At 44.1% G+C, this 13,585-nt stretch carries 11 protein-coding genes; 5 read left to right on the top strand and 6 right to left on the bottom strand.

Annotation, left to right across the window (positions count from 1 at the left end; genetic code table 11):
• The first annotated feature begins 413 nt into the window (after positions 1-413).
• On the top strand, positions 414-1,535 hold the full coding sequence (locus ABWW58_RS16160; RefSeq protein WP_353870104.1) for an LCP family protein: 1,122 nt from the start codon (positions 414-416) through the stop codon (positions 1,533-1,535).
• A gap of 48 nt (positions 1,536-1,583) precedes the next feature.
• On the opposite strand, the gene ABWW58_RS16155 is transcribed toward ABWW58_RS16160, so the two are convergent.
• Positions 1,584-1,793 carry a hypothetical protein gene (locus tag ABWW58_RS16155; RefSeq protein ID WP_353870103.1) on the bottom strand — a complete coding sequence of 70 codons (210 nt, stop codon included), beginning with the start codon at positions 1,791-1,793 and terminating at the stop codon, positions 1,584-1,586.
• A 236-nt stretch (positions 1,794-2,029) separates the two neighbouring features.
• Positions 2,030-3,085 carry a glycosyltransferase family 4 protein gene (locus tag ABWW58_RS16150; RefSeq protein ID WP_093673587.1) on the bottom strand — a complete coding sequence of 352 codons (1,056 nt, stop codon included), beginning with the start codon at positions 3,083-3,085 and terminating at the stop codon, positions 2,030-2,032.
• Between the two features lie 296 nt (positions 3,086-3,381).
• On the opposite strand from ABWW58_RS16150, the gene ABWW58_RS16145 reads away from it, so the two are divergent.
• The 3 genes from ABWW58_RS16145 (at position 3,382) to ABWW58_RS16135 (ending at position 6,796) form a co-directional block, all read left to right on the top strand.
• A complete protein-coding gene (locus ABWW58_RS16145; protein ID WP_353870102.1) occupies positions 3,382-4,128 on the top strand; it encodes a WecB/TagA/CpsF family glycosyltransferase in 747 nt (248 codons plus the stop codon).
• Between the two features lie 94 nt (positions 4,129-4,222).
• On the top strand, positions 4,223-5,485 hold the full coding sequence (locus ABWW58_RS16140; RefSeq protein ID WP_353870101.1) for an aminopeptidase P family protein: 1,263 nt from the start codon (positions 4,223-4,225) through the stop codon (positions 5,483-5,485).
• A 165-nt stretch (positions 5,486-5,650) separates the two neighbouring features.
• Positions 5,651-6,796, top strand: coding sequence for a glycerate kinase (locus tag ABWW58_RS16135; RefSeq protein WP_353870100.1), 1,146 nt, complete (start codon positions 5,651-5,653; stop codon positions 6,794-6,796).
• A gap of 164 nt (positions 6,797-6,960) precedes the next feature.
• On the opposite strand, the gene ltrA is transcribed toward ABWW58_RS16135, so the two are convergent.
• The 4 genes from ltrA to ABWW58_RS16115 all read right to left on the bottom strand — a co-directional run bounded on the left by ltrA (position 6,961) and on the right by ABWW58_RS16115 (position 11,358).
• Positions 6,961-8,349 carry a group II intron reverse transcriptase/maturase gene (gene ltrA / locus ABWW58_RS16130; RefSeq protein ID WP_353867335.1) on the bottom strand — a complete coding sequence of 463 codons (1,389 nt, stop codon included), beginning with the start codon at positions 8,347-8,349 and terminating at the stop codon, positions 6,961-6,963.
• Positions 8,350-8,834: 485 nt separating this feature from the next.
• Positions 8,835-9,614 carry a hypothetical protein gene (locus tag ABWW58_RS16125; RefSeq protein WP_353870099.1) on the bottom strand — a complete coding sequence of 260 codons (780 nt, stop codon included), beginning with the start codon at positions 9,612-9,614 and terminating at the stop codon, positions 8,835-8,837.
• Between the two features lie 122 nt (positions 9,615-9,736).
• Entirely contained in the window at positions 9,737-10,525 is a 789-nt protein-coding gene (locus ABWW58_RS16120) for a flagellar motor protein MotB (RefSeq protein ID WP_353870098.1), read from the bottom strand.
• The gene (locus ABWW58_RS16115) at positions 10,522-11,358 is read right to left on the bottom strand and encodes a flagellar motor protein (protein WP_353870097.1); all 837 of its coding nucleotides are present in this window, start codon (positions 11,356-11,358) and stop codon (positions 10,522-10,524) included. The genes ABWW58_RS16120 and ABWW58_RS16115 overlap by 4 nt, the downstream gene beginning before the upstream one ends.
• A gap of 413 nt (positions 11,359-11,771) precedes the next feature.
• Between ABWW58_RS16115 and ABWW58_RS16110 the strand changes: the two genes are divergently transcribed.
• The gene (locus tag ABWW58_RS16110) at positions 11,772-13,502 is read left to right on the top strand and encodes an HD-GYP domain-containing protein (protein ID WP_353870096.1); all 1,731 of its coding nucleotides are present in this window, start codon (positions 11,772-11,774) and stop codon (positions 13,500-13,502) included.
• Positions 13,503-13,585: the final 83 nt, after the last annotated feature.

The raw sequence follows: 13,585 nt of genomic DNA, 5'->3' as shown, positions 1-13,585 counted from the left end.
TACGACTAATGTTTCAGCAACCAGGTGAGTGACCCATTCGACACATTTCATAGATATTTTGCGAATTTTGCCGAAAAAACGCGGATTTCACATTGATGGAATAGGTGGACTTAGGTAAAATAAAGCTATTATTAAGAAACATGACGATGGACCTATTAGAAAACTTGGCTTCGCCAAGCCTCTGGCGAAGGCGAAACCTTAGTTGCGACGGCCATGGACGGCCTAGTGTCCGGTGAGCCGCAGGACGCGGCGTTTTTTCGGACCACTTACACTCGTTTCCTTGAATCTTTAATTTTTTTATACTTTCTTATCAGTGTTAGAAAGCTTGGCTTCGCCAAGCTTTCTTGCGAAGGCAAAAACTTAGTTGCGCTTATCTGTGAAAGACTGAGAACCTGAAGGAGAATACGTCGAAGATGGCATTGAGCAGAATAGAAAACCAAAAGAAAAAAAAGCATGGCAAGCGAAAAGCAATTATTTTGATTATTTTAGCCGTTCTTCTTGTTCTGGCGGGAAGCGGCGCAGCATACGGCTATTACTTAACGAAGAAACTTGAAAACGTAACAAGCCATGCACAGAACAAGCTGTCTCGCGGGAACAAATCGGATCTTCGAGCTGAGCAGGTCGATCCGGTGAAAGACGATTTTTCTATTTTATTTATGGGAATTGACAAACGAAAAAATGAACCAAGCCGCTCCGATGCACTGGTCTTTGCCACCTTCAATCACTCAACCAACAAGGTGCACATGGTCAGCATTCCGCGCGACTCAAAAGTACAAATCATCGACCCGACTCATACACGCAATTATGGCATATCTAAAATCACGCACGCACACGCTTATGGCGACGCAAACAACAACCAAGGCGCGGATTACACAATTGCTACAGTTGAGAACCTATTCCAGGTTCCCGTCGACTATTACGTTCAAGTAGATTTTGATGCATTCATTAAGATCATTAACGCCCTTGGCGGTGTCGAAATGAATGTTCCGGTCAAGCTTCGCACTCAGAACAGCAAGGATAAGACAGGCAAAGACGCTATTGTTCTTAAGCCTGGGAAACAGTTGCTTAACGGTGAACAGGCTCTTTCACTGGTTCGAAACCGCAAATCGCCGGGTTCCGGAGGTGATTTCGGACGTGGGAAACGACAAATGGCCATGATTGAAGCGATCGTTAAGAAAAGCGCAAAGCTCTCTTCAGTGACAAAATACAGTAATGTAATTGATTCACTCGACAAAAACTTCGAGACGAACTTGACATTCGGGCAATTGCTCAGTCTACGAAAATATGCAGGCTCGCTCTCTGAAATTAAATCGTTGCAGTTGAAGGGATCCGATGATATGAGCACCGGCATTTACTATTACGCGCTCGATGATAATTATTTGAACAAAGTGCGTTCTGAGCTCAAGGAGCAACTAAATTACAAGTCAATCGCCGGAAGCAGCAGCGAATCAACCAGTGACGAATCCTCTTCAAGTGCTCCAACTACTGATGATTCCGGACTTGCCACCGACTCGTCCGGAACGAGCAATCAATGAAATAAAGTAATACGTAATAAACACTAGAAAAATTAAAGGACCTTACTTCTATATAGTTTCCGAAGCAAGGTCCTTTCTTGTTGCCTTTTTCCAAGTTGGTTTCACTTTGCAAACCTCCTGATTCATATGGCCGGTGTAAAAATCGGTTATGCTGTCATGCGCCCTCAGCAGATTGCTGCTCGGTTGCGGCTGCCACCTTTCTGTGCTTTCATCAGCAGTTCCAATCATCTGTGTCATTTGATCTATACCCTCAGTCATTTGTTCCATCACTTCATCGATTCTGCACCAACGTCTACAGTCTCGGAAGCCTTGTCCGCATGCGTTCCTGCCGCGTCAATTCTCTTGGAAATCCCTACATACATCGGATAACTCATTAAGTTGCGTTCACAACTTGTTACTATTCATATATAATTAACGCAAAAACCGTGGAGCGGCTCATTGTAACCACTTCACGGTTCTTTTTAACTGATCTCTTTCTTATTCAACTCTAATTATCATTTAACCTTAGCAAAGCTAAGGAGCCGCTTGTACGTGTTCAACAGCGGTTTGTAATTGGCACTCACAAGTCCAACAGTTTCAACGACCAACTCGATCATCAGCATGACACCTATGATGATAATCATTGAGCCAAGCAAAGTTGATGTCGAGAAGACGATCGCCGCCAATGCGAACATCGCACTCATACCATAGATCAGAACAACGGTTTGGCTTTGAGAGAATCCGTAACGAAGCAGACAGTGATGCAGGTGCGACTTGTCCGGCGCAGTTAACGGTCTTCTGTTGACCAATCGGCGAATGATCGCGAACAATGTGTCCGAGATTGGAACCGCCAAAATAATAATTGGAACAACCAGCGAGAACAAAGTCACGTTCTTAAAGCCAAGCAAAGCGAGTACGGAAATAACGTAACCCAAGAAATAACTTCCCGTATCACCCATGAAAATTTTTGCCGGATGAAAATTGTAAGGCAAAAAACCTAATGTGCTGCCAAGAAGAATCGCGCTGACAGTGAAAACAAACAAGTTGCCCTCTGTCAGAGACAATCCGGCAATCGTGAGAAGCACAATACTCGAAACGCCGACAGCAAGTCCATCCAGTCCATCGATCAAATTGATGGCATTTGTAATTCCCATAATCCACAACAAGGTAAGCGGAATGCTAAGCCAGTACAAATGCAGAATCCCATTAAAGGGAAGATTAATAAATTCAACGCTGATTCCGCTATGAACAATTACTAACGCGGCGAAAAAGTGAGCCACCATTTTTACTCTTGGAGACAATGAATACATGTCGTCCAAAACACCTGTGAGAATAATAATGACACTGCCGATAATCAGCGGAAGTGTAAAGCTGCTGTCCGGCCACATAATCAGCATACCAATGATAAAAGCTAAATAAATTGCTAAACCGCCCATGCGCGGCATGATTTTTTTGTGTACTTTGCGGGCGTTCGGCAGATCAGTCGCGCCAATACGAATTGCCAGTTTCCTAACTAAAGGTGTCAAAGCAACCGCAGCAAGAAAACAAATAATGAACGTCACATAGACCATCATTTCAGCCCGCCCTTTATAATAAATTCGGATTTGCGTTCGATACAAGAATAGTAAACTTAAACTTTCTTATACGGAATTATACCACATTGTAAAAACAATGCCACTGGTAACTTAACAATATCTCAACAATCAACACAATCCGTTAAAATTAGTTTACAATATTAAAAGCATTAGACACCAAATTCGGTATTTTTTTGATGATTCAAAGAAGCAACTGAAAGCTCTTGTAGGATAAAACAACACACAAGAAGGCAAAATAAATTATAATCGCTTCATTATAAGGATGAATTTTGATGACAGAAAAAAAACAAGTGGGCACCATCTACATGAATGATTTTCAGACAAAACAAGAATTTGTGACTGTGTTCACCGACAGTCTTGCGGATCACCAATCCATGAACCTCTATTTTCTTAATGATCACGGATTTAATATTGCGCAAAAGGATCACGACTACGCGTCGGTGCTGAACCGTGCCGACTACTTGCTTAACGACGGTATCGGTATTAAATTAGGTGCGAAGCTGTGGGGAGTTACTCTCGAGGAAAATCTAAATGGGACAGACCTTATTCCCCTGCTTCTCGGCGAATGCGCGGAAAATAACTGGTCAATTTATTTACTCGGTTCGACGAAAGAAAATGCGCAGAAGTCAGCACAAAAATTAAAGGAACAGCATCCCATGTTAACCATCGCCGGCGCCCATAGCGGTTACTTTACTTCAAGCCAAGAAATCGTTGAAATAATCAACCGCTCGGGTGCCGACGTTCTGCTCGTCGGAATGGGAATGCCGCTGCAAGAAAAATTTATTGATCGAAATTCCGACGTGTTGAAACCATTGGCGCGTATTGCCGTCGGCGGATTTATCGATTTCGCATCCGGAACGAAGCCGCGAGCGCCAAAAGTGATGCGTCAACTCAATCTTGAATGGTTGTTTCGTATGGCTCTGGAACCTCGAAGAATGTGGAAACGCAACGTTGTTGGTCATGCGCAATTTTTTATGAAGGTGATTGGTTTGAAATGGAGACATGATCATCGAAAATGACCATTTTTATTTTCAGTGATCGGTCATCAGGCGACTTCCTCTCACGATAATGATAGAATTATAGGCGACTATTATTAATGAAAGAAGGATCCTCATGGACAAAAGTTTTTTTATCCGGAATCGCAAGAAGCTTTATGAAACATTGGAGGATCAGTCCCTCACCGTGCTTTTCGCCGGAGAAGCAGCACACCAGTCAGCAGACGAAAGCTATCCATTTTATCCGAATCGCAATTTTTATTATATGACAGGCATCATCGAACCTAAAGTGATTTTCGTTGCTGCTAAGTTCGGTGGAAAAGTTGAAGAAACACTGTTTATTGAACGCGCCGATCCTTGGATGGCCCGATGGGTTGGCGAAACCATTACACCCGATCAGGCGCGCGATGCGTCAGGTGTTGAAAACATCGAGCTGCTCGATAAATTTGAAAGCTATGTACGGTCTCAGATGGACAGCCGTGTTTACATGCATCTGCACCTGGATCTCGAAGCGAAATCATGGGAATTTCCGGCAAAACCGTCCAATAAATTCGCAGCGGAGGCCGCTGTCACTTACCCATACTTGACGATCCACAATTTATATCCAGTCATTTGCAAGTTCCGTGTTGTTAAATCAGCTGAAGAAATTGAGCTGACCCGCGAAGCCGGCAAAATCACTGCGGACGGAATTAAGCACGTTCTCGCAAGCGCGAAACCGGGCATGAGAGAATATGAATTGGAAGCTTACTTTAACTTTGTTTTAAAGAGTCGCGGCTGTACGGAATTCGCTTTCCCGACCATTCTCGCCAGCGGCTTTAACGGAACCGTTCTCCACTACTCCGCAAATACAGGAACAGCTGAAGACGGCAGCCTCGTCCTTCTCGATCTCGGCGCACAACACAAGTACTACAACGGCGACATCAGTTACACCTTTCCTGTCAACGGCAAGTTCACGCCGCGTCAAAAAACAATTTATGATATTGTGCTCCGTTGCAATCAGGAAATCACGAAAATGGCGAAACCCGGACTTGCGTTCAAAGCACTGAATGAATTCACGATCAAATTTTATACAGAAGAATTGATGAAAATTAATCTGATTAAAACGCCTGAAGAATTACGCAAATACTACTTCCACGGTGTCAGCCATTCACTTGGTTTGGATACACATGATGTGGGTCCGTACCGAGATATGAAGTTGGTTCCGGGCGAACTAATCACCAATGAACCCGGACTCTACATTCCCGAAGAAAGTATCGGCATCAGAATTGAAGACGACATTCTCATTACAGAAAATGGCTCAGAAGTACTCACCACCGGGTTACCGCGAACGACCGATGAGATTGAAAGGTTCATGGCGGAAAATAATAAAAATCTTAAATGAGCAGCTAGAAAAAGAGATTCCAGGTATTCAACGGAATCTCTTTTTCTTTGTCGATGAGAGCCGTATTTTGTCATTTCCCCGGAAATAAATGGGACGCGGCATCGCCTGTACCATTGAATCTGATACAATAAAGAAAAAGCGCTTAGTCAAAAGGATGAACACAAGATGAATCAACGAAAAATTGTCATCGCACCCGATTCATTTAAAGAAAGTTTAACCGCACTTGAGGCTGCTCAAGCCATTCAGGAAGGACTCATGCATGTATGGCCTGATGCCGACTATGAACTTGTGCCGATGGCCGATGGTGGTGAAGGAACCGTTCGCTCACTCGTCGATGCTCTACAGGGAGAAATCGTGGAACAAACGGTAACCGGTCCGCTAGGAAGTCCACTCACCGCCTTTTATGGATTGGTCAACAACGGTCGCACGGCGGTAATCGAGATGGCCGCCGCCTCAGGCATTGAGCATACTAAGCCTGAAGAACGTGATCCGCTCACAGCAACCACATACGGCGTTGGCGAGTTAATTCGTTCCGCCATGGATCACGGCGCCAGACACATGATTCTTGGCTTAGGCGGAAGCGCGACCAATGACGGCGGATGCGGCATGGCACAAGCACTTGGCGCGCGCCTTCTTGATCGTGACGGGAATGAGTTGCCCAGGGGCGGTGCGGCATTAAGTCATTTAAATTCAATTGATCTGACCAAACTTGATTCGCGAATAAAAAATGTGCGGTTTGAGGCGGCAACCGATGTCACAAATCCGCTGACCGGAACGAAAGGCGCATCGGCTGTGTTCGGACCTCAAAAAGGTGCTTCTCGCCATGATGTCGCAGAATTAGATCAGGCTCTAAAACGATTCGCAGAAATTGTTATGCGTGACTTTAACACCGATATCGACCAGGTATCCGGAAGCGGAGCCGCGGGAGGCTTGGGAGCCGGCACTCTCTTCTTCTTGAACAGCAGCATTCGTCCCGGTATTAATTTAGTCATTAAAGAATCCGGACTTGAGCGGAAGCTATCCAATGCCGCACTGGTCATTACCGGTGAAGGAAAGATTGATGGTCAAACGATTTATGGAAAAACGCCGATCGGTGTCGCGCGGTGTGCCAAACAGCAGCATATTCCGGTGATCGCGCTTGCCGGAGCATTGGCTGATGGTTGTGACGCTGTCTACGCTCATGGGATTGACGCGCTTTTTTCAATTGTACCCGGCGCGATTCCGCTCGATCAGGCATTAAAAGATGCGAGAGCAAATCTAATCCGCACCTCATCGAACATCGCACGCGTTTGGCAGCTCGCTCATAAGTAAATCGACTGGCTGTAAGCAGCCGCAGACCAAGTTGAATTAAAAGTCTGCGGCTGTTTTCCTGTATACCGTTCTCGCTAATGTGCTCTTTATTAGCGCATCGAGTAGGAGGAGATAATTTCTCCGACCTCTCACACCACCGTACGTACGGGTCCGTATACGGCGGTTCAATAGCTTAAGTGTACATGCTCGAACAGATGGACTAGATTTTTGAGTCCCACCTGTTCGAGTATTTTGTTTGTGATCGACCGATGTAAGATATGGCTACAGGCGATGCGCCAGTAGCCTTTTCGTGTATTTGCCCATTCCCATGCTTTTGGTTTTGGAACGTTAAGTTTCATGAGACTTTTATATCTCGTCTTGACTTTCTTCCAACGTTTCCAAATGATCTGGCGAATTCTTCGCCGGAGCCACTGATCAATATGCCGAATATAGCTCTTCATATAGCTTATGCCATAGTAGTTGATCCATCCTGTGGTTACTTCATTAATTTCTTTAACGATCCCACGGATGTTACCGCTTCGGCTTCTTTTCGTCAGTTGTTTGAGCTTTCGCTCAAAGCGCTTTTTCGACTTGATGTGGGGGCGAAATCCCAATCCCTGCTTGGTCGTGTGCAGGCAGAATCCAAGAAATTTAAGTTTCGTTGGGCTGCCGACCTGAGTTTTCTCCCGATTGACGGTTAGTTTCAGTTTATCTTCCAGAAAGGTGGTGATGCTCTTCATGACTCGTTCGCCCGCTCTTCTGCTTTTGACGTAGATCGTACAGTCGTCGGCATAGCGAACAAACTTATGTCCTCTTCGTTCCAGTTCCTTGTCCAGTTGATCAAGATAAATGTTGCCTAGAATGGGCGAGAGATTCCCCCCCTGGGGAACACCGGCCTCGGTCGGTACAACCTTTCCATTCGTATGCACACCACTGCGCAGGAACTTGCGAATGAGTTGAAGGACGATTTTGTCCTTAATCCGTTTTTCCACGCAATACATCAACTGATCATGATTCACTGTGTCAAAGTAGGCTTTTAAATCAAGATCCACCGCATATCTATATCCTGCTTCGTAGTAAGCCTTGACGCGTTTCATTGCGTTATGGGCACTGCGGTGCGGGCGGAAGCCAAAGCTGTTGTCTGAGAACGTCGGATCAACGATTCGTTCCATCACTTGAAGGATCGCTTGTTGCACCAGTCGGTCACAAACAGTCGGAACGCCAAGGTTTCTTTTTGATCCATCGGGTTTGGGAATTTCCACACGTTTTACCGGTTGTGGCTCGTACGAGCCATTCGTGATCTGTTGGATAAGCTCATCCCTATTTCGCATGAGAAAGGGAAAGAGTTCATCAACGGTCATTCCATCAATTCCGGCTGATCCTTTATTCGCCTTAACACGCTTATAGGCTCGATTTAAGTTCATTCGGTCGGTGATTCTCGTGATGAGATCATGCACACCATCTCTTCTTTCAGTTTCACCGTGAGTCGTACTGCACACTTCTACCGTACCTTCGGATTCCATCCTATTCTTCGATAGATAGCCATCTTTTGATGTTGTCTGTGATTGTCGCATGACTCACACCTCCGCTGCTTCCAAGATTACTATTGTTCAGCCCTTCGTCCTGTCGGACTACTATGGCTTCTGCTGACTTCTTACAGTTCACCAAACCATCACTGGCTCGGTTGCTTCTGTGGAAATTTTCTTTCCTCTTGTCGGAGGCCCCTGTAAGATCTCCCCGGGTAAGAACGACCGCTTTCCTTCCATGTGGCTGCTGCATATACTGTTTGAGATTCGGGCAGTATTGGACTTCACCTTGTTACGCAGGCTTATCCGTCTCTATTCAGCCTTAGTATGCAGTTCTTGTTCATCAGCCCAGAAGTTTGCCTCCGGCTTCCTTCAGATTCCACCTCACGGTGGACACCCTTGCCTTTGGCTAACAGTTCCTACTGCCAAGCCTGTAGCGGACTTTCACCGCCTAGCTGTCGTCCATGCCGGGCGCACATAGAAAAACCGGTACGCGCCAGCGACCGGTTTCACGTGATTCATTTTCATTCTACTTAATCTAAGCCCCACTGATTGCTTATGTAATCAATCCAAATTTTTCGTCCAGCTGTGTTCATTGTTTGCCCATCGTCGCCTACGACATCTGCTCGTCTGGCTCCCTTGGGCCATTTTGCTAAATAATTGAGTACATCGATTTTCTGCTTTTCAACATATGTTTTCAAATCATCAATACGATCATTCATATACGGCTTCTGAGATGAATAGTTCGGTAAGGAAACAAGGAATGCAGCTTTTGGATACGTAATCTTTACCTTTTCCGAAAAAAGAGTGACGATGGTTTCCGTATCTTCGGTGCTGACCTGCCGATCATCGTTATAGAGAAGCGGGGTATAAACCACAAGATCCGGGCTGCCATCAACACTTTGCATCAAGTCTTTTATTTTCGCCTTGTTTAACGTTAGTGAGTTGGTCTTCCCCAAGTCTTGTGCCGATACTTTAAAAAATGACTCTCCATAAACATCGTCCAGTTTCTTTTGCAGCAAAAGTGCCAAGACCTGCTCGCTGTCACTTCCGACCAAAACTATTCGGACTTGTCCGTTTTTCTTATTGGCCTCGGTTGCAGCCTGACGCAATACTTTTGGAAGCTTCGCAATTCTCTTGGTAATGGCGTTATCTGATACGTCTGAATCTGCGGTGTCAGTGCCAGAAAGATCTTGATCTTGCAGACTGCTCGCTGCCTTCACTTGATTTAGTTTATGATTCCAGTACAGCTTGCCTCCAAACACACTCGCAAGACAAAGCACAGCAACTAAAATCAACCAAAATTTTTTCAAATCAGCACACCCTCAAATCGATACAATGATATACGATAGAAATTGCTCATGTATCTAATATATCGGTTAGCCCTACAAGATGCAATCATTTATCAACTGAATCAATGCTTTTTCAACACGAATCACTCGGAATCAATCTTCTTTTCCTCACGGATAATGACAATATTCACACGTCTGTTCATCGCTTTGTGCGTCGGTGTATCGTTTTTCACAATCGGTTTGTACTCACCGTATCCTACAAAGTGCATTCTTTGTGGGATAAGATCGTCCTTTTTGATCAAATAATTCATCACTGTTTGCGCGCGAAGACCGGATAATTCCCAGTTGGAGCGAATAGCTGAACTCTTGTTCCTGAATGGTGTATTATCGGTATGTCCTTCAATACTGATATCATTAGGCACACTTTTTAAAATATTACCGATTCGGCCCAGTACCGCCTTCGCATTTCCTCTAAGGTTTGCTTTTCCAAGATCAAACAAGATGCTTTCACGGAATGTTAGCTGAACCCCTCGCTGCGTCTCCGTAAGCGATACGTCCGGACTTAAGTGATTGTCTTTGATATATTTATCTAATTGAACATAGAGCGCGTCCAGTTTCTTCTTATCCTTTTGTTTTTCCGAATCACTGATTGACTGTGACTTCTTAACTAAAGGAACGCTGGGCTTTGTTTGCCCCTTATCCGCACTTGGATAGCCTATCCCCTGAAGAATCGAATCTCCTTGAAAAGAAGATTTCAACGATGAAACAAGTGCATTAAATTTTTGATTTTCAATGCTGCTCATCGAAAACATGACGATAAAGAAAACAAGTAATAGGGTAATCAAGTCGGAATACGTTACAAGCCAACGTTCTGAGTTGCCGCCACTCTCTTCTTCGTGTCTTGCATAACGCTTTCTTCTATGCCGACTCATGATGACTGCCCCGCTTCTTGAAACTGGCGATTGGTATCGGTTCCCTTATTGCCGCCGCTAAGCGCCTGTTCCACATCCTGGCACTCTTTCTCAGTCAGAAAAGCGTAGAGCTTTTTCTTCAAAATCATTGTACTCTCGCCGTATTGTATGGATAGAATTCCCTCGGTTTTTAACTGACGGATCATAATCTCACTCGCCAAATTGTTCTTAATCTTCGTAAAGATCGGTAAGTAGATGACGTTTGCGCTCCCTACCCCATAAAGTGTGGCAATAAAAGCGACGGCGATCGCAGGACCAAGTGCCGCTGCGTCTTCCAAACTGCCCAAAACATGGACAAGTCCCATTACTGTCCCGATGATGCCCATCGTAGGCGCATAACCTCCGGCTGATTCAAACATTCGCGCAATCGACAGGATCTTTTGTTCGTAGAGTTCTATATCACGATTCAGTATGTCGTCGATAACATCAGAATCTACTCCATCGACAACCATCTGAATGCCATTTGACATAAACGAATCATTCTGGAAGTTGCTCTGTTCACCTTCCAAAGCAAGCAAACCTTCGCGCCTTGAGATATTTGCAAGATCAATAAGCTTAATGATTGTATCGCTTGGACGCTCTTTCGGTTTAACAAACGCATATTTCAAAATAAACGGGGCCTTGGCCAAAATCTTTCCCGGGAAGCTGACAATAACTGCGCCAAATGTCCCACCAAACACAATTAAGAAGGCGGTAATTTTCAAAAGCGCGATTAGTTCGCCGCCTTCCATCAGAAAACCAAAAATCAAAGAAAGCAATCCGACCAGCAAGCCGATGACTGTTGCCACATCCATGTAAGTCAACCCTTTCCGCTGCTCTAATACCATTCTCAATTTTTATCGGCAGTTTTCTTGAATAGTTAAAGAGATTTCTTAAATTCAATGCGGCAGACCTATGAATAATGTTAATTGATCTAGGAGTTTATACCTACATTTGTCGTTTATAAATGCTAGTGAATAGCCTCATCTGATTTTCACCGAAAGAATCATTTGGATAAACTGCTTTCATTTTTTACTTCCGTTTTTTAACAACCCTTGATACAATGATAAAAGCGATTTATTTTCAAAAAAATGAAAAAAAAAAAAAAAAACGTAGTTCTACTTATTCATTGGGAGTCATCCCCCCATCAAACTAACTAAATCGATTTACGCAGCACGAAGGATTTGCAAAATTAATCGGGAGTTATCGAACGGAGTGAATGACTCTTATGTCAACAGTCGTACCACTGGAAAACTTGAAGGAAGGAAGCATTCTAGCCAAGGACATATATATCAAGTCCTCTGTGCTCTACCGAACCGGGATGCTGATTACATCTGAATTAATCAGTTATCTGAAAAGGAGAGGTGTTCTTTCTGTCACAATCTTCGATGCCCCTCCAATTGCGCCATTTCGGAATACCTACACACCGATGTCAAAAATGACGCCTCATAAACGAAAGGAGCTTACTGAACGATTTCAAAATGAGATGACACAGATCGCCGATGAGCTCCGTTGCGGTAGAATTTTACATTCCGAAGACTCGTATCGATGGCTTCACGCTCTCTATTTAAAGTATTTTTCCAATCCAACAGTCCGGTTTCTCTTAGACTGTCTGAAGCAATGGGATCCTGTCTGTTACATCCATTCACTTGATGTATTTGTACTAACCAGCCTCTTTTACAGACATATGCATTGGCATGTAAGTCAGGATTTTATTCTTGGTTGTTTGCTGCATGACATCGGTAAACTGTATACACCGAATGAAATACTATTAAAAACCGGGAAATTGACACAACGAGAATATGAGAAAATCACTTTGCATACCGTTGACGGTTATGACTTACTCAAACGAATGAATTTTCCAGAAGAAACATGCCGAGTCGTTCGCTCTCACCACGAACGGATTAACGGAAGCGGGTATCCGGATCATTTACGTGTGAAGCCAAATGATCGTGATTTAAAATTAATGATGATCGTCGATGTCTATTCTGCTTTGACCTTAAATCGTTCCTATCGAAAGCCGATGCACACAACTAAAGCAATGCAAATTATTCTGAATGACAGTTGCAATAACCATTTATTTGACATAAAGATTTGCTATTCATTTATCAATTTCATACATATATTTCCATCTGCAACACGAGTGCTGCTGTCTACCGGTGAGGAGGGCGTCATTCTGAACAATCCCTCAGGATCGGATATCTTGCCCCGTATACGACTTGAGAAAAGCGGCAAAATCATACAACTGCCCAGTGACCTTTCGTTAACTGTCAAAACGATCACCAGTTGGGACAGCCATGAGGTACTCACGCAGGCAAAACAAATATGGAGTGATTACATCAATTATTTGATTGACGGGGACAGTGTCAAAGCGGTTGATTGTCTCGACGCGCTTTCCGATGGTATGCGAATTGAAGATGTGTTTGTCAAACTTTTCGAACGCTCTTTAGATGAAATTCAAGAACGCTTATCTCAAAAAGAATTCATGACAGCCGATTACATGGTTGCGGCGTTTACGACGCTAAGACTGCTCAGCTGGAAAATGCTGAAGGTCTTTCATCAACTTCCAAACAGCGATATTGGTGAAATTGTAATCGCTAATCTTGAATCATTTAACGGATTGACGCGAACCAAATTAATGGACGATCTATTTGCGATCAGCGGATGGACTACAGACTTTCTGCCGGTAATTGATGGGCTAGCTATGATTCGCAATCAGATTCTGCGAAAAAAGGCGGACTATCTAGCTGTCTTATGTTCCGATTGCGCGCATGACGCATTCCTTATCGATTTGTTGAAGCAGCTCAAGAATGAATTTCCTGGGCTGACGATCTTTGTCCATGGCAGTGAGTCATGTATTGCTGAAAAAGCCGAATTGAACCACTTATTGATCAGTAAGAATCTCAGCGAATTGATTCGCAACATGAAGCAATTCTTTACCACTGAAGTTGTCTTGTAAACATCTCTAATACAATCCATTTAAATTATAAACGGGCAACCTTGGCTAGTACTCAAGGTCGCCCGTTTTTTCACTCAATGATT

It is taken from the genome of Sporolactobacillus caesalpiniae (assembly GCF_040513385.1).
GTDB lineage: Bacteria > Bacillota > Bacilli > Bacillales > Sporolactobacillaceae > Sporolactobacillus.
This window is presented reverse-complemented; position numbering and strand designations above follow the sequence as displayed.

What these genes read in the sequence shown, in the direction of transcription:
- ABWW58_RS16115 (WP_353870097.1), bottom strand. Translation starts at nt 11,358, where the DNA reads ATGGATGTGGCAACAGTCATCGGCTTGCTGGTCGGATTGCTTTCTTTG.
- ABWW58_RS16110 (WP_353870096.1), top strand. Translation starts at nt 11,772, where the DNA reads ATGTCAACAGTCGTACCACTGGAAAACTTGAAGGAAGGAAGCATTCTA.
- ltrA (WP_353867335.1), bottom strand. Translation starts at nt 8,349, where the DNA reads ATGCGACAATCACAGACAACATCAAAAGATGGCTATCTATCGAAGAAT.
- ABWW58_RS16155 (WP_353870103.1), bottom strand. Translation starts at nt 1,793, where the DNA reads ATGACTGAGGGTATAGATCAAATGACACAGATGATTGGAACTGCTGAT.
- ABWW58_RS16140 (WP_353870101.1), top strand. Translation starts at nt 4,223, where the DNA reads ATGGACAAAAGTTTTTTTATCCGGAATCGCAAGAAGCTTTATGAAACA.
- ABWW58_RS16160 (WP_353870104.1), top strand. Translation starts at nt 414, where the DNA reads ATGGCATTGAGCAGAATAGAAAACCAAAAGAAAAAAAAGCATGGCAAG.
- ABWW58_RS16120 (WP_353870098.1), bottom strand. Translation starts at nt 10,525, where the DNA reads ATGAGTCGGCATAGAAGAAAGCGTTATGCAAGACACGAAGAAGAGAGT.
- ABWW58_RS16150 (WP_093673587.1), bottom strand. Translation starts at nt 3,085, where the DNA reads ATGGTCTATGTGACGTTCATTATTTGTTTTCTTGCTGCGGTTGCTTTG.
- ABWW58_RS16145 (WP_353870102.1), top strand. Translation starts at nt 3,382, where the DNA reads ATGACAGAAAAAAAACAAGTGGGCACCATCTACATGAATGATTTTCAG.
- ABWW58_RS16135 (WP_353870100.1), top strand. Translation starts at nt 5,651, where the DNA reads ATGAATCAACGAAAAATTGTCATCGCACCCGATTCATTTAAAGAAAGT.